Genomic DNA, 15,570 nt, shown 5'->3' with positions numbered 1-15,570 from the left:
TCAACGGATAATTATCACAAAACACTATCCATGGTACTTAAAAGTCCCAATCATCAATTTCATCAAGCTTATCCAAATCCCTTCTTTCTTTTTTGGTTGGCCGCCCCAAACCTTTACGCCGCCCCATTGCATTGGCCATCCGAGTTAGCTCCATCAACTCAATCTGGTCTTCAGCCGTCACTTCCTTCATAAAATCAGGCACCAGTTTTGCACCCATCCTTTTTCCACTAATGGCCAATACCTTAAAAGACCTGGTAATGGGCGGAAACTTTACATCTATTGTAATCCCCACCTTTACTACCCGGGAATTCTTTACCGGCAACCCATCTATAAGGACTCTTCCCTTCTTAATGGCTTCCGTAGCAATGCTCCTGGTTTTAAAAACCCTTATTGCCCATAAATACTTATCAATACGAACACCATCCTCCATAACCTACTTTTTGTTATATTGATTCATTGTCCGGGCAGGACCGATAGTTACAAATCCTTTTATCATATCTATAGAATGATCAATAAGCAATGGCAGTTCTGAAGATTCCTCCGCAGACCATTTTCCTAATACATAATCTATCTGCTTGCCTCTTGAAAAGTTATCGCCAATACCAAATCTCACTCTCGAATAATTATTGTGTCCAAAAATATCCTGAATATTTTTCAATCCATTATGTCCTGCATCGCTTCCTTTCTGACGCATTCTTATGGAGCCAAAGGGCAACGCCAAATCATCAACTATAACAAGCAGATTTTCAGGATTTATTTTTTCCTGCTGCATCCAATACCTGATAGCCTTTCCGCTTAAATTCATATATGTACTGGGCTTAAGTAGTACCAGGCTTTTGCCTTTAAACTTATAGTTAGACACAGCCCCATACCTTAAATTCTCAAATACAAGACTTTCCTGCTTTGCAAGTTCATCCAAAACATTAAAACCTATATTGTGACGGGTATCCGCATATTCACTCCCTATGTTTCCAAGCCCTACAATTAAGTACTTCATTTCGTCAGATATATCTTCTTTTCTTTTATTGAATAAAATTCCAAATAACATTCTATTGCAGATCATTAACACCCACAATAATACAAAAAGCCTCCATATAAAAAAATATGGAGGCCAGATATAAAGTAAAAAACAATATTTCTACTCTTTTGCTTGCTGTGCTGCTGCACGAGCCGCTCTTGTAAGCTTAACAGCTGCAACTGTAGAGTTTTTAGCATTTAACAACTCAAGGTTATCAAACGATAATTCTCCAACCTGAACTGACTCACCTAATTTCAAATGGTCAATTTTAACTGATAATGTATCAGGTAAGTTTGCAGGTAAACCTTTAACACGTAATTTACGTTGTTCAAGAGTTAATCTACCACCGGCCTTAACACCTTCTGCAAAACCTTCAAGTTTAACAGGAATTTCAATCACTACTGGCTTATCTTCAAAAATCTGAAGGAAGTCAATATGTAAAACTCTGTCAGTTACCGGGTGGAACTGAATATCCTGCATAATAGCCTCAACTTCTGTTCCTTCAACATCAAGCTTTACAATGTAAACATTAGGAGTATAAATTAACCCCTTAAGTTGCTTTTCTTCAATAGCGAAGTGTACAACTTCGTTTCCACCATAAAGTACCCCTGGTACCATTTCTTCTTTACGAAGTGCTTTAGCAGCTTTTTTACCAATCACTTCTCTTTTCGAACTTTTTAATTCAATCTTTTGCATTTTCTTAATTTTTTGTGCTACTCAAAATAAATCACTTGTAATGAAAGACTTACTCCCCATCACACTTTCGCCCTAAAGCGGATGCAAAGGTAATCAATTTATATTAAAAACTGATTACTAATTGATTTATAATAATAAACTTTTTCAATCGTATCAGCCAATAGCTCCGCAATAGAAAGAACTTTTATTTTTTTAGATTCTTTTTTCAATGGAATTGAATCTGTTACATATAACTCTTCTAATGCTGAATTGGCAATATTTTCGTAGGCAGCACCCGACAATACAGGGTGTGTTGCGATAGCCCTTACGCTGGTAGCTCCTTCCGCCTTCATCATATCTGCAGCTTTGGTTAATGTACCGGCTGTGTCGATCATGTCATCGATAATAATCACATTTTTATCCTTTACATCTCCAATAATGCGCATCTCACTAACCACATTGGCCTTAGCTCTCGACTTATGACAAATTACCATGGGAGTACCCAGGAATTTTGAATACGTATTGGCCCTTTTACTTCCTCCAACATCCGGAGAAGCAATAACCAAATTATCAAGATTCAGGCTCTTGATATGTGGAAGAAAAATAGACGAAGCATACAAGTGGTCTACCGGAAGATTAAAAAATCCCTGGATCTGATCTGCATGAAGATCCATAGTAATCAAACGGTCAATACCTGCAGCTGTTAACATATCAGCAGCCAACTTTGCCCCAATCGAAACACGAGGCTGATCCTTTCTATCCTGGCGCGCTAAACCAAAATATGGTATTACGGCAACAATTTTATATGCCGAAGCTCTTTTGGCTGCATCAATCATCATCAACAGTTCCATGAAATTATCTGCTGGCGGAAAAGTTGATTGAATCAAGAATACATGTGAACCCCTGATGGTTTCCTGAAATGCAACGGCAAACTCTCCGTCGCTAAAGTTTAATTTTTTAATGTTCCCCAAATCCCTTCCGGAATAATGACTGATTTTTTCGGTAAGATAACGGGAAGTCGTCCCCGAAAAAATTTTAATGGGTGCTTTTGGTGGCATCGTAAATTGTTGTTTATCTGTTAATTATTATTTAAGACGTTGCAAAGATATAAAATTCATCACTTTTATAGCGTTGGGTAAGCGCAATTTATAATGTTTCCTCATTGTTGATAAACCAGCGCTTTTCTCAAAAATACATTACCAATTTTGGTTAACCTGTTCAATAAACGACAAAATTTCATCCTTTCCCTGGTTCTTCGTTGCAGAACTGATAAAAAAATCTGGCAATTCTTCCCAATCTTGTAACAAGGCATTTTTATATTCGGTCACATTTTTCTCCACTTCTCCTGGTTTTAATTTGTCAGCCTTGGTAAACACAACAACAAATGGAACTCCCCATTCTCCCATCTGGTACATAAATTCAATATCAACTTTTTGTGGCTTATGACGGATATCAACTAAAATAAACAAACACATCAAATTTGAACGATGACGTAAATACCCATCAATTAAAAGTTTAAAGGTTTTTCGTTGCGTTTTAGAAACCTTGGCATACCCATAACCGGGGAGGTCTACTAAATACCAATCACTATTAATAACAAAATGGTTTATTAACTGTGTTTTCCCGGGAGTAGAGGATGTTTTAGCCAGTGAATTCCTATCGCATAACATATTTATCAACGAAGATTTTCCAACATTTGATCTGCCAATAAATGCATACTCAGGCTTATCAGGGTTGGGACATTGAGTAGGTTTTGCGCTTGAGGTAAGGAATTCTGCTTGTTTAATTTCCATAATTCACAATTTTGTGCAAAGGTACACTTTGTTGCCTGAAAAGAGCAATAAAACAAAAGTAATAAGCAACTACACTAATGATTTTAGTATTTTTGCTCAAAATCAAAAACGCATTTTAAATGGATACAGCACTATACCCATTAAAATTTACGCCTATTCTTAAAGAAAAAATTTGGGGAGGCGACAAACTCAAATCCAGATTAAATAAAACAAGCAACACAGAAAACATCGGAGAATCCTGGGAGATTTCAGGGGTACAGGGAGATGTTTCTGTTGTATCAAACGGATTTTTAAAAGGAAATTCCCTCGAAGAAATCATAGAAATCTATATGGGAGAGATTGTTGGCGATGAAATATTCAATAGATTTGACAAAGAATTTCCCCTTTTAATTAAGTTTATTGATGCCAAACAGGATCTATCTGTTCAGGTTCATCCTAACGATGAATTGTCAAAAGAAAGACACAAAGCCTACGGTAAAACTGAAATGTGGTATGTTATAGATGCTGATCCGGGCAGTAAATTAATTTCAGGATTTGCTGTTGATACGGATAAGGCAGAATACCTGAACTTTTTACAGAAAGACAAAATAACTGCTCTTCTAAAATCTCACACTGTAAAAAATGGCGATGCTTTTTTTATCCCGGCAGGAAATGTACATGCTATTGGAGCAGGGGTATTATTAGCTGAAATACAGCAAACTTCGGATGTAACATATAGAATTTACGATTACAACAGAAAGGATAGTGACGGAAAAACCCGCGAATTACACACAGAACTGGCTCTTGACGCCATTAATTTTACTGACAAAGGAGTTGTTCCTGATTATGACCCAAACAAGACTAATGAAGCTGAAAACATTACCAGCTGTAACTACTTTGTTACAAATCTGGTAAAAATAACGGAATCATATATAAGAGATGTGTATTTGCTGAATTCTTTTGTTGTGTATATGTGCATTGAGGGATCTGCAAAAATAACATGCAGCAATGGTACAAACGAATCCATATCAAAGGGAGAAACAGTATTAATACCAGCAAGTATCCAGGACTTAGAAATAACACCCTCTACCTCCTGCAAGCTTTTAGAAGTATTTATAAAATCATAAATCAAGAATCGTACTTCCCTTTAGCCATAAAGTTAAGGGGATGTACGCCACCAAGATTGTGAGATGGGAATTTGTTAGCTATCCAGATAAAATCTATAAGTTCATCTGATACCTGAAACTCTTTTTACAGCCTTAATATCTTACCTAAAGATGTAGATGTTTTACATCTATGTCCTCATCAAGGAAAAAACCTGCTGTCTGCTTAAACTTTTCAACGTTTTCTGTAGTATAAAAAACAGTTGAGCCCTCCTTTCTACAACGTTTATCCATTTCTGGATGCCGTTGCAAATAATCAATTAAACTATCAGCAACTATCTCTCCCTGCGAAATCATTTTTACATGCTGTGGTAAGTATTTTGCTATCTTTTTTTCTAGCAAAGGATAATGTGTACACCCCAAAATTACAGCATCAATAAGGTGGCACTTAGTCATTAACCCACCCACATTCTTCTTTATGAAATAATCCGCCCCTTCTCCATCACCTTCACCATTTTCTACTAAAGGAACCCACATGGGACAAGCTTCCTGAAACACTTCAATAGACGAATTTTGTTTTTTTATTTCCATGGGATACGACAAGGATTGAACAGTTCCAACTGTACCCAGAACACCCACTTTCATGCTTTGAGTTAAACTGGCAATAGCTTCCACACTTGGCCTGATTACGCCTAACACCCTTTTTTCAGGAGCCATTGCCGGCAGGTCTTTCTGTTGAATATTCCTTAGTGCTTTTGCCGATGCAGTGTTACAGGCTAATATGATTAGGTGACAACCCATCGAAAATAATTTATTCACAGCCTGTAAGGTATATTCATATACAACATCAAACGACCTGGTTCCATATGGAGTCCTGGCATTATCTCCCAAATATAAAAAGTCGTACTCAGGCATCTTGCGCCTCAGTTTATCAAGTACTGTTAAACCGCCATAACCCGAATCAAAAACAGCAATAGGGCCTATATTCTCATTCATAACTATACAAAAAAAGGATGGCTAACAATAACCATCCTTACAAATATAAAAAGATTATATAGTATCTTAATTTGTTGCAGCCAATTTAGCCTTTACCAACTCTTCAACATCAGTACTCTTTTCTGAATGATAAACAACCACTCTAGAGCTAACATCAAAAATGTAAATAAATCCATTTTCAGCACCCACTTCGTCAATTGCTTTTTGTACAGCCTCAACAATTGGCTGAAGTAATTGCCCTTCTTTCTTTTGAAGGTCTTGTTGCGCCATCACCTGGAATTGTTGCAATCTGTTATTTATCTCCTGAATCTCTTTTTCTTTTGTTGCCCTGATTAATTCTGGTAAAGAATCCCTCTTTTCCATATAATCTGTATACTTGGCTTCAAGTTCTTCATTCATTACCTTAAGGTTTTGCTCTAATTTTTGAGCCTCAGCCTGTAAAGTTTTATCAGCTTCCAACTTGGCCGGCAATTCAGCAACCAGCTTTTGAATATTTACGTGACCAAATTTCAAATCCTGTGCAAAAGCACTGGAGCTTAATAAAATGGCAGCTACAACTAATAGTAATTTTATCGATTTCATCTCATTAAAATTTTTCTGATTATCTCTTCATTTATTGAATTCCCAACTTTGCTTTCACTAGGGGAGATACATCTACACTCTTTTCTGATTTGTAAACAGTTACTCCTCCTACTTCTTCAAATATATATAAAAAGTTGTTCTCGGCACCCACTTCTTTGATCGCATTGCTAACTTTTTCGAAAAGTGGAAGCTTTAATTGTTGTTCCTTTTCTTGTAATGACCTCTGTGATTCCTGATAAAAGTTCTGAACTTTTGCATTCATTTCATTAATCTCAGTCTCCATATTGGCTTGCTCATCAGGTGATGCAAATGCATTTTCCTGCATCTTTTTAATGTAATCCTGCTGTAAAGTTTTTAAAGCTTCCTGCATGTCGGTAAGTTGAGCCTCCAGTTTTTCGTACTCCCCTTTTAGTTGTTCTTCAACATTTTTTAATTCAGGCATAACACTAAGTATAGATTGAGTGTTGACATGTCCGAACTTTAAAGTGGACTGCGCAGACAACGCACCTGTTGTCATCAACATCAATCCAATAAACAGTTGTTTCAATAGCTTCATAAGTTCCTTTTTCAAAATATATACTAACATCCTGATATCAGCGACTCCATATTCAATTATCAGGAATTATTTATCAAATATATCATTTAATGCATTTTGTGCACTCACAAATTCATAAAATGCTTTACTTTTTATATCCAAGTTTTTCTAAAACAAGGTCACTCATATCATATTTAGGACTTGAAAACAATACAACACCACCTGATGCTTTATCAAATATAGCAGCATAACCTTCCTCATCAACCAATTCCCTGATAGCGTTGTAAATATCATCCTGTATAGGCTTTATCAAAGTCTCTCTCTTTTTACCCAATTCTCCTTCAGGCCCAAAGTATTTTGTTTGTAACTGACGAGCTTCTTTTTCCTTGTTTACAATCTCTTCCTCTTTTTTAATCTTCATCTCATTTGACAAGAAAACACTTTCTGACTGATAATTTTGATACATGGTTTCTACCTCAGCATAAACTGCTTCAATTTCTTTTTGCCATTTCAGAGAAGTCTGGTTTAATTGCTCATTAGCTGCTTCATACGCAGGTATGTTTTTTAAGATATACTCCGTATCAACAAAAGCATATTTTTGTGCATTTGCAATAATCCCAAATGCCAACATTACCGAAAACAAAAATAATTTCTTCATGTCTATATGTTTTAATGGCTACCTATTTTTAACTATGGCGTGTATAAGTAGCAAAAACCAAACCATTTTTAAAACTGCTGGCCAATAACAAAGTGGAACTGGCTTCCATTAGCTCCTGGTTGATTGGCAATATCATCAAACCCATATCCCCAGTCTATACCCATCAATCCAAAAATTGGCAGGAAGATTCTTACACCAACACCGGCAGACCTTTTTAGACTATATGGGCTAAATTCTTTAAACTCTGCCCAAGCGTTACCCGCTTCAAGGAATGCAAGTGCGTACACCTGAGCCGATGGCTGAAGGGTTAACGGATATCTCATTTCAAAAGTTAACTTGCTATACATGTTACCATTTTGGCTTCCTCTTGAATATGGAGTTAACGAAGAGTTTTCATATCCCCTAAGACCTACTGTTTGGCTACCATACATACTATATCCTGACATTCCATCACCTCCAACAACAAACTTTTCAAAAGGAGAACGAACAAACTCATTATAGTATCCAAGGAATCCCATTTCATATTTACCCATCAAAACAAGTTTCTCTGCTTTATCAAGTGGTGAATAAATGGTTCCTGAAGTAGTCCATTTATGATATTCTATTAATTCATACAATTCTTCTTCAGCATTTTCCTGATCCGGATCTGAATAATCAATTGAAGTTTCATACAGGTTTTCATAATTCTTATCCCTAAACAGCGAGTAAGGAGGTGTCAACTCCAAACCAATAGAAAAGTTCGATCCCCTACGTGGGTAAAGCGGGTTACTAATTGAGTTTCTGGAAAACATCAATTTGAAATTTAAGTTCTGGGATACACCATTTTGCATAATAAAATAGTTCCAGTCACTTAAGTGATAATGCTGATAACTGATTTCACTGTAAAACGAAAAGAAGTCATCAGGCCAGGTTAAACGCTTACCAAAACCTACAGACAAGCCTGTGATTTTCATAAACTGAGATGTATTAGCCTGTCCATAACCATAACCTCCGTAACCATATCCACTATATCCATATCCGCTATAACCACCATAACCTCCGTAACTTGACCCATAAGGATTGTATCCATAATTTCGGGAAACGCCTGTTTGAATGGAGCGGTATAATGAAAACGAAAATGAATTTGGCTTTCTGCCTCCCAACCAAGGTTCTGTAAAAGACAAGCTATAGGACTGATAGAATTTTCCGTTTGTTTGTGCCCTAAGAGACAATGTTTGTCCATCTCCTGTTGGCAATGGTCTCCAGGCCTCTTTGTTAAATATATTACGTACAGAGAAGTTTGAGAATTTCAATCCTAATGATCCTACAAACATACCGGCTCCCCATCCACCGGAAAGCTCAATCTGGTCATTGGCCTTTTCTGTAAGGTTATATACCAGGTCAACTGTTCCATCTTCCGGGTTTGGATTTACATCCGGACTAATATTTTCAGGGTCGAAATGGCCTAACTGAGAAAGTTCACGGATAGTACGGATCAGCTCCGATTTACTAAACAACTCACCTGGTTTTGTACGAATCTCCCTACGCACTACATGCTCGTGAGTTTTTGTATTTCCTTTAATAATTATATTGTTTATAGTGGCCTGTTTACCTTCAAAGATCCTCATTTCAAGATCAATCGTATCACCATAAACATTTATTTCAACAGGAGTGATGTTTGAAAAAAGATAACCATTGTCCATATATAAACTATGGACCGCATCTTCATCGTTGATCAATCTTTCATCCAGTCTTTTCTGATTAAAAACATCTCCTTTACCAATCCTTAAAACAGCACTTAGGTAATCTGAAGGATAAATACTATTTCCAATCCAGCTAATATTACCGAAATAATATTTTTTACCTTCGTCAATTTTAATTTTAATATCAACGGTATTGTCATCATTCTTAGAAATTGAATCATATTCAATAATCATATCGCGATAACCTTTTTCGTTGTATTCATCAATTAAAGCAACCAGATCTTCCTGATATGTTTCTTCAATAAACTTCTTGGTTCTGAAAAAGTTCAGGATTTTACCTTTTTCATTGGTTTTCTTCATTGTCCGATTTAGCTTTTGGTACGCAAAAACGTTGTTGCCCAAAAACTCTAAAGATTTAACCTTAACTTTTTCCTTTTTATCTACAGTAATATCAAGATATACATGGTTCACTTTGGCTGTATCATCCTTTTGTACTACCCTAACTTCGGTATTATAAAACCCCTTTGCAACAAAGTAATCTGCAATGTACTTCTCTGAGCGGGTTATAAGGTAAGGCGTAACCTGGCTACCCTTCATCATGGCTACCTTTTCAGCAACCGTTTCTATCTCTGATTTTTTCAGACCATAATAATTAATGTATGATAGTCTTGGTCGCTCTTGCAGCTCTATCGACAACCAGATTTTCCCGGCTTCAATCTTTTTTGCCTTAACCTTTACATCTGAAAATAAACCATGCTCCCAATACTTACGTATAGCTTCTGAGATTTCATCTCCGGGAACGTTAATACGTTGCCCTACTCTCAAACCCGAAAGGTTAATGAGGATCTTAGGATCATAATTCTGAATCCCCAGCACTTCAATATCTGCTATTTCGTAGCTTCTAGGAGAACCTGTATAGCTAATTGAAGGTACATCTGTTTCTGTTTGAGCAAAAGTAAACGAGGATAGTAAGGATAGTAATGTATATAAAGTAAACTTTTTAAGCATATTATATCGAGATCTATATGTTCTATTTTTGTATCTGTTCACTGGTTTTTCCGAACCTTCTTTCTCTTCCCTGAAAATCAAGAAGTGCTTCGTAAAAATCTTCTTTACCAAAATCCGGCCAAAGTGTATCGCAAAAATACAGTTCGGCATAGGCCAATTGCCATAAAAGGAAATTGCTTATTCTTAATTCACCACTGGTTCTGATCATCAATTCCGGATCAGGCATCCCACCGGTAGTAAGGTTCTTTGATATTATTTCTGTATCAATATTATCAGGATCCAAATCGTTGTTTTTAACCAGCTTTGCAATTTTCTTTACTGCATCGGTTATTTCCCAACGCGAACTATAACTCAAGGCAAGATTAAGTGTAAGTCCGTCATTCCCGGCTGTTTTATCAATACATTCCATTAATTTTCTTCGTACATCATTAGGCAGGTTATCTACGTTTCCTACCACGCCCAGCCTGACGTTATTTTTCATTAATGTTTTAGTTTCTGAGCTAATAGTAGAAACCAACAACGACATTAAGGCATCTACTTCAAGCTTAGGACGATTCCAGTTTTCAGTAGAAAATGCATATAAAGTAAGGTATCCGATTTGCAGTTCGGCTGCAGCTTCTGTTACCGCACGCACAGCCTTAACTCCATTCTTATGTCCAAACACCCTTGAATTTCCTCGTTTTTTTGCCCATCGCCCATTGCCATCCATTATAATGGCAACATGCTCTGGCAACCTTTCTTTTATGAGTTTATCTTTTACAGACATATTGCTTGTCTTTGCCTTTTTTAATATCCACTATTACATTCGGTCTTCCTTCGGAACATGCTCACTGTTATAGAAACGCCAGCAAAAGAATACCAATCATTATTATGAAGGGTCGTTTCCTGATAAAAGCCATAAGGATCATCCGGGTTAACCGGTAAGTTATTGCCCACATAATCCAAATCATCTACAAATGTTTTCCTGAAACTCCATTCTGCTCCAACCCTAACCCATTTGTTAACTTTATACTTAAACCCTACACCGATTGGCAAAGATAATATAAAAACGGTTTGTTCAGAGTTATTTTCAATATCTGTAGAAAATCTTTTATAAATTGTTGTTCCTAAGCCAAATGAAATAAATGGAGTGAAGTTGGTTGTTCCAATAAATGGATGATCATACGAAGTAAAATTAAACTCCATTTGCAACGCAGCATCGCCCATTGCCCTGTTAAAAGAATACGTCTGCTCTCCCTCTGGAAACAAAACATCATTATCGGGGTAACTGCCTTTAATCCTAACCATTGAAGCCGTTCCTTTCAAGGCAAAACGATCGGTTAAAACATAGCGTGCAATACCCCCATAGGAAAAACCAGGCTTATAGAACTGCTTTTGAGGATTCAAATCTCCTATATAATAAGAAGCTCCGGCCATTACCCCCAATTCAATCCTGTCCTGAGACTTTGCTATACCAAAAGCCATCATAAAAAGCAAAATCAACATTTTACTTTTTATAGTATTGAAATAATATCCTACACTGAGCTTTCTAAGTTTCATTTCCTTTGGAACTTTTGGCACATTTTTGTTACTGGCAGCCACAAAAGTAATATTTAAATGCAAAATGCAATGAAATATTCATTTTGGGCTGTAAATATAACCCTCAAATTTGGTTTTTATTGTTGATGGATAGTTAAAATGGAGTTAAAGTTATTATACTACAAACCATTGCCAAAATCATTTTTTTAATTGATTTGCCTTTTTAATTTTGGAGAAACTAAATAATCATTGATAGTTATGTACGGAGATTTTAAAAATTACCTCAGCTCAGAGCTTGAATCAATAAAAGAATCAGGTTTATATAAAAACGAAAGAATCATCACTTCTCCCCAGGGAGCAGATATAAAAGTAAACACTGGCGATAAGGTTTTAAACTTTTGCGCCAACAACTACCTTGGACTTTCATCCCATCCCCGGGTGGTAAAAGCTGCCCAGGAAATCATGAACACACATGGCTACGGCATGTCATCTGTAAGGTTTATTTGCGGAACGCAGGATATACACAAAAATCTGGAAAAAAAGATTTCAGATTTTTTAGGCACGGAAGACACCATTTTGTATGCTGCATGCTTTGATGCCAATGGCGGTGTTTTTGAACCCTTGTTTACTCCTGAGGATGCAATTATATCAGACGAACTAAACCACGCTTCTATAATTGATGGAGTACGTCTGTGTAAAGCTGCGAGGTACAGATATAAACATGCCGACATGGCCGACCTGGAAGAGCAATTAATAAAATCCCAGGATCAGCGTTACAGAATAGTTGTTACGGATGGCGTATTCTCCATGGACGGAGATATTGCCAAACTAAATGAGATATGCGATTTAGCAGAGAAGTACAATGCCATGGTAATGGTTGATGATAGTCATGCGTCAGGATTTATTGGTAAAACCGGAAGGGGAACTCATGAATACCACAACGTAATGGATCGGGTAGACATTATAACCAGCACCTTAGGTAAGGCCTTAGGCGGTGCTTTGGGTGGCTTTACCAGCGGAAAGAAAGAAATTATTGATATGCTACGTCAAAGATCCCGTCCGTATTTATTTTCCAATTCACTGGCTCCCGCTATTGTTGGAGCTGCATCAGAAATCTTTGACATGTTGAGCCAATCAACTGAATACAGAGACAAGGTAATTGAAAATGCTGCATATTTCAAAGAGAAGATCAAGGCTGCCGGGTTTGATATTAAACCAACAAACTCCGCCATTATTGCCTTAATGCTTTATGATGCAAAGTTGTCGCAAGAATTCGCCAACAAGCTTCTTGAAGAAGGAATTTATGTAATTGGGTTCTATTATCCTGTTGTTCCTAAGGGGCAAGCCAGAATCCGCATCCAAATTTCTGCAGCCCACGAAAAAGAACATTTAAATAAAGCAATCAAAGCCTTTATTAAGATAGGGAAAGAATTAGGCGTGATTTAATCTCATTATTTACCATAAAAAAATCCAGCTTGAATAAGCTGGATTTTTTTATTATTGCATATAACTGCAAACTAAAACATATCTTTCATTCTACTAAAAAAGTTCTTTTCCTGAGAACTTGGTTTTGGGTCAAACGCTGAAGACTCTCCCATTTTTTCCATCACCTTTCTTTCTTCCTTTGATAATTCTTTTGGGATCCAAACATTGATCTTAACCAATAAATCTCCACGCCCGTAGCTATTTACCTCAGGAAGTCCTTTACCCCTTAAACGCAACACTTTTCCTGGTTGAGTCCCAGCTTCAATTTTCACTTTTACCCTACCTTCCAGTGTTGGGATTTCAACAGGTGAACCTAAAACTGCCTGAGGGATGCTCACGAATAGATTATACAATAAGTCACGCCCATCCCGAACAAGCTCTTTATGTTCCTCTTCATGAATCAATACCAAAAGGTCACCGTTGATACCACCCCTGCGGGCAGCATTACCCTTTCCTGAAACAGACAACTGCATGCCTTCCTCAACACCAGCAGGTATGTTGATGGAGATCACTTCTTCATCACGTACAATTCCCTCTCCCGCACAATGCTTACACTTATTGGTTATTATTTTACCTTCACCACCACAAGTAGGACATGTTGATGCTGTTTGCATCTGGCCCAGTATCGTATTTGAAATACGGGTTACCTGACCCGAGCCATTACAGGTTGTACAAGTACTGTGCGAAGCTCCTCCTTCTGCTCCCGACCCACTACAATGGCTACATGGTACATATTTTTTTACACGAATTTTCTTTTCAACCCCGTTTAATATTTCATCAAGGGTAAGTGTAACTTTAACGCGCAAGTTAGAGCCTTTGTTGACCCTTTGACGGCTTCCACCTCCGCCAAAACCACCAAAGCCACTAAAACCGCCAAAACCACCACCTCCAAAGATATCTCCAAAGTGCGAGAAGATGTCGTCCATTGACATTCCACCACCAAAACCACCACTTGAAGCACCACCTACACCTGCATGGCCAAATTGATCATATCTGGAACGCTTGTTTTGGTCGCTCAAAACTTCATAAGCTTCGGCTGCCTCTTTAAATTTCTCCTCAGAAGCCTTATCACCCGGATTTCTGTCAGGATGGTATTTAAGTGCTTTTTTACGATACGCTTTTTTTATTTCTTCGGCAGATGCGCTTTTTGAAACTTCCAGTACTTCGTAATAATCTCTCTTCGACATAATAAAACCTCCGTTGTGTTACTTTATTCTCCAACAACTACTTTTGAGAAACGCATCACTTTGTCGTTAAGCATATACCCTTTCTCAATACAATCAATTACTTTCCCCTTCATCTCTTCTGTTGGAGCAGGGATTTTTGTTATCGCTTCATGAAACTCAGTATCAAACTCTTTCTCCACAGCCTCAATTTCAGATACTCCATTTTGTTTCAGGAACTCTTGAAACTTATTATATATTAAATCAATCCCTTCTTTAACCGCATCCAAATCCGAAGCTTCTCCCAAATGCGAAATAGCACGATCAAAGTCATCCACAACCGGAAGCAAGCCCTTCAACAATCCTTCCCCTGCGCTTTTAGTTAACTCCATCCTTTCCTTTAGGGTTCGCTTGCGATAATTGTCGTATTCGGCAGTTAATCGCAAATACTTATCATTTATATCCGAAACCTGACCTGTTAATTCCTCAATTTTTTTTTGCTCAGGACTTAGCTCATCACCCTCTTCCTGCTCTTGAGTTTCTTTCTCAACTTCTTGATTTTCTTCAATATTCTCGTTTGATGTAGTTTGCTCTTCAACTACTTCCTCCTCTTTTTGTTTTGAAGTTTTCTTTGTCATTATCGTAATATTCTTATAATTTCTTTTTTTACAGCACTTCGCTTAACAATTATTTTGCCACTCCTTAAAAAAAAGACAAATTGACAGCGTTTCAATTGCATCCCCTTAAAACATGTCACACAAAACAAATAATGGCAGAAAGCCTATCAAGCTTTCCGCCATTAAGTATTTTAGTTTTTCATGAACATTTCTGCCCAACCACCAATGGTTACTTCAGAATATCTTTAAGCGCCCCTTCCAGAGCCGGCCCCCTTAACCCTTTACCAATGATAACTCCGTTACCATCAATTAAAAAGTTATCCGGAATACCTCTGACACCATATATTTTTGCACCCTCGCAGTCCCACCCTTTTAAATCACTCACATGCGAGGACCACTCAAGACCATCCTGTTTAATGGCCTGCTGCCAACGCTCTTTGTTTTTATCAAGAGAAACACTATACACGGTAAAGCCTTTCCCATTTTTAAACTTTTCGTTTTTATACTTTTGATAAGCCCTTACTACATGAGGATTCTCTCTTCTGCAGGGCCCGCACCACGATGCCCAAAAATCAATCAACACAACCTTTCCCTTAAGCGACGACAATGCCACCATTTCACCTTCAGGTGACATTAGCTGTATTTCAGGAGCCTTGTTTCCTACCCCCAGCCCTACAATCTGAGATTGGGCTGACATACAAACCAAGGCAAAAAATACACTAATAATAAAACACTTTCTCAATTCCTTCATATTACAT

17 protein-coding genes are annotated in these 15,570 nt (G+C 37.3%); 2 read left to right on the top strand and 15 right to left on the bottom strand.

Annotated elements, in window-relative coordinates; genetic code table 11:
• Window positions 1-37: 37 nt before the first annotated feature.
• The 5 genes from OM074_RS12880 to yihA form a co-directional block, all read right to left on the bottom strand.
• The gene (locus OM074_RS12880; protein WP_301200035.1) at window positions 38-430 is read right to left on the bottom strand and encodes an RNA-binding S4 domain-containing protein; all 393 of its coding nucleotides are present in this window, start codon (window positions 428-430) and stop codon (window positions 38-40) included.
• Between the two features lie 3 nt (window positions 431-433).
• On the bottom strand, window positions 434-1,048 hold the full coding sequence (pth, locus tag OM074_RS12875; RefSeq protein ID WP_301200033.1) for an aminoacyl-tRNA hydrolase: 615 nt from the start codon (window positions 1,046-1,048) through the stop codon (window positions 434-436).
• 90 nt (window positions 1,049-1,138) lie between these two features.
• Entirely contained in the window at window positions 1,139-1,714 is a 576-nt protein-coding gene (locus tag OM074_RS12870) for a 50S ribosomal protein L25/general stress protein Ctc (RefSeq protein WP_301200031.1), read from the bottom strand.
• A 98-nt stretch (window positions 1,715-1,812) separates the two neighbouring features.
• Window positions 1,813-2,751, bottom strand: a complete 939-nt coding sequence (locus tag OM074_RS12865; RefSeq protein WP_301200029.1) for a ribose-phosphate pyrophosphokinase — start codon at window positions 2,749-2,751, stop codon at window positions 1,813-1,815.
• Window positions 2,752-2,889: 138 nt separating this feature from the next.
• A complete protein-coding gene (yihA, locus tag OM074_RS12860) occupies window positions 2,890-3,486 on the bottom strand; it encodes a ribosome biogenesis GTP-binding protein YihA/YsxC (RefSeq protein WP_301200027.1) in 597 nt (198 codons plus the stop codon).
• Window positions 3,487-3,605: 119 nt separating this feature from the next.
• Between yihA and OM074_RS12855 the strand changes: the two genes are divergently transcribed.
• Entirely contained in the window at window positions 3,606-4,592 is a 987-nt protein-coding gene (locus OM074_RS12855; protein ID WP_301200025.1) for a type I phosphomannose isomerase catalytic subunit, read from the top strand.
• 144 nt (window positions 4,593-4,736) lie between these two features.
• Here the strand turns inward: OM074_RS12855 and murI are convergent, their stop codons facing one another.
• The 7 genes from murI to porG form a co-directional block, all read right to left on the bottom strand.
• Window positions 4,737-5,564: a glutamate racemase gene (gene murI / locus OM074_RS12850; RefSeq protein ID WP_301200024.1), complete on the bottom strand. Its 828-nt coding sequence runs from the start codon at window positions 5,562-5,564 to the stop codon at window positions 4,737-4,739.
• A 66-nt stretch (window positions 5,565-5,630) separates the two neighbouring features.
• Entirely contained in the window at window positions 5,631-6,146 is a 516-nt protein-coding gene (locus tag OM074_RS12845) for an OmpH/Skp family outer membrane protein (protein WP_301200022.1), read from the bottom strand.
• A 31-nt stretch (window positions 6,147-6,177) separates the two neighbouring features.
• Window positions 6,178-6,702 (bottom strand): OmpH/Skp family outer membrane protein, encoded by a 525-nt coding sequence (locus tag OM074_RS12840; protein ID WP_301200020.1) that lies wholly within the window; start codon window positions 6,700-6,702, stop codon window positions 6,178-6,180.
• A gap of 124 nt (window positions 6,703-6,826) precedes the next feature.
• A complete protein-coding gene (locus tag OM074_RS12835; protein ID WP_301200018.1) occupies window positions 6,827-7,339 on the bottom strand; it encodes an OmpH/Skp family outer membrane protein in 513 nt (170 codons plus the stop codon).
• A gap of 68 nt (window positions 7,340-7,407) precedes the next feature.
• The gene (locus tag OM074_RS12830) at window positions 7,408-10,029 is read right to left on the bottom strand and encodes a BamA/OMP85 family outer membrane protein (RefSeq protein ID WP_301200016.1); all 2,622 of its coding nucleotides are present in this window, start codon (window positions 10,027-10,029) and stop codon (window positions 7,408-7,410) included.
• Between the two features lie 22 nt (window positions 10,030-10,051).
• Entirely contained in the window at window positions 10,052-10,795 is a 744-nt protein-coding gene (uppS, locus tag OM074_RS12825; RefSeq protein WP_301200014.1) for an undecaprenyl pyrophosphate synthase, read from the bottom strand.
• A 20-nt stretch (window positions 10,796-10,815) separates the two neighbouring features.
• Complete coding sequence (porG, locus tag OM074_RS12820; protein ID WP_301200012.1) at window positions 10,816-11,568, bottom strand: type IX secretion system protein PorG; 753 nt, start codon at window positions 11,566-11,568, stop codon at window positions 10,816-10,818.
• A 237-nt stretch (window positions 11,569-11,805) separates the two neighbouring features.
• Here porG and kbl point away from each other — a divergent pair, with 237 nt between their 5' ends.
• Window positions 11,806-12,993 carry a glycine C-acetyltransferase gene (kbl, locus tag OM074_RS12815; protein ID WP_301200010.1) on the top strand — a complete coding sequence of 396 codons (1,188 nt, stop codon included), beginning with the start codon at window positions 11,806-11,808 and terminating at the stop codon, window positions 12,991-12,993.
• Between the two features lie 71 nt (window positions 12,994-13,064).
• Here the strand turns inward: kbl and dnaJ are convergent, their stop codons facing one another.
• The 3 genes from dnaJ to OM074_RS12800 form a co-directional block, all read right to left on the bottom strand.
• Complete coding sequence (gene dnaJ, locus OM074_RS12810; protein WP_301200008.1) at window positions 13,065-14,219, bottom strand: molecular chaperone DnaJ; 1,155 nt, start codon at window positions 14,217-14,219, stop codon at window positions 13,065-13,067.
• Window positions 14,220-14,242: 23 nt separating this feature from the next.
• Window positions 14,243-14,833: a nucleotide exchange factor GrpE gene (locus OM074_RS12805; protein ID WP_301200006.1), complete on the bottom strand. Its 591-nt coding sequence runs from the start codon at window positions 14,831-14,833 to the stop codon at window positions 14,243-14,245.
• Between the two features lie 208 nt (window positions 14,834-15,041).
• Window positions 15,042-15,563 (bottom strand): TlpA family protein disulfide reductase, encoded by a 522-nt coding sequence (locus tag OM074_RS12800; RefSeq protein ID WP_301200004.1) that lies wholly within the window; start codon window positions 15,561-15,563, stop codon window positions 15,042-15,044.
• Window positions 15,564-15,570: the final 7 nt, after the last annotated feature.

It is taken from the genome of Plebeiibacterium marinum, from assembly GCF_026013615.1.
Taxonomy (GTDB): domain Bacteria; phylum Bacteroidota; class Bacteroidia; order Bacteroidales; family Marinilabiliaceae; genus Saccharicrinis; species Saccharicrinis marinus_A.
The sequence above is the reverse complement of the archived record's forward strand: the minus strand, read 5'-3'. Positions and strand labels throughout refer to the sequence as shown.

Coding starts and splice junctions, on each gene's coding strand:
- kbl (WP_301200010.1), top strand. CDS start 11,806: ATGTACGGAGATTTTAAAAATTACCTCAGCTCAGAGCTTGAATCAATA.
- OM074_RS12805 (WP_301200006.1), bottom strand. CDS start 14,833: ATGACAAAGAAAACTTCAAAACAAAAAGAGGAGGAAGTAGTTGAAGAG.
- OM074_RS12870 (WP_301200031.1), bottom strand. CDS start 1,714: ATGCAAAAGATTGAATTAAAAAGTTCGAAAAGAGAAGTGATTGGTAAA.
- OM074_RS12880 (WP_301200035.1), bottom strand. CDS start 430: ATGGAGGATGGTGTTCGTATTGATAAGTATTTATGGGCAATAAGGGTT.
- porG (WP_301200012.1), bottom strand. CDS start 11,568: ATGAAACTTAGAAAGCTCAGTGTAGGATATTATTTCAATACTATAAAA.
- uppS (WP_301200014.1), bottom strand. CDS start 10,795: ATGTCTGTAAAAGATAAACTCATAAAAGAAAGGTTGCCAGAGCATGTT.
- OM074_RS12800 (WP_301200004.1), bottom strand. CDS start 15,563: ATGAAGGAATTGAGAAAGTGTTTTATTATTAGTGTATTTTTTGCCTTG.
- pth (WP_301200033.1), bottom strand. CDS start 1,048: ATGTTATTTGGAATTTTATTCAATAAAAGAAAAGAAGATATATCTGAC.
- dnaJ (WP_301200008.1), bottom strand. CDS start 14,219: ATGTCGAAGAGAGATTATTACGAAGTACTGGAAGTTTCAAAAAGCGCA.
- OM074_RS12830 (WP_301200016.1), bottom strand. CDS start 10,029: ATGCTTAAAAAGTTTACTTTATATACATTACTATCCTTACTATCCTCG.
- OM074_RS12855 (WP_301200025.1), top strand. CDS start 3,606: ATGGATACAGCACTATACCCATTAAAATTTACGCCTATTCTTAAAGAA.
- OM074_RS12835 (WP_301200018.1), bottom strand. CDS start 7,339: ATGAAGAAATTATTTTTGTTTTCGGTAATGTTGGCATTTGGGATTATT.
- OM074_RS12845 (WP_301200022.1), bottom strand. CDS start 6,146: ATGAAATCGATAAAATTACTATTAGTTGTAGCTGCCATTTTATTAAGC.
- yihA (WP_301200027.1), bottom strand. CDS start 3,486: ATGGAAATTAAACAAGCAGAATTCCTTACCTCAAGCGCAAAACCTACT.
- OM074_RS12840 (WP_301200020.1), bottom strand. CDS start 6,702: ATGAAGCTATTGAAACAACTGTTTATTGGATTGATGTTGATGACAACA.
- OM074_RS12865 (WP_301200029.1), bottom strand. CDS start 2,751: ATGCCACCAAAAGCACCCATTAAAATTTTTTCGGGGACGACTTCCCGT.
- murI (WP_301200024.1), bottom strand. CDS start 5,564: ATGAATGAGAATATAGGCCCTATTGCTGTTTTTGATTCGGGTTATGGC.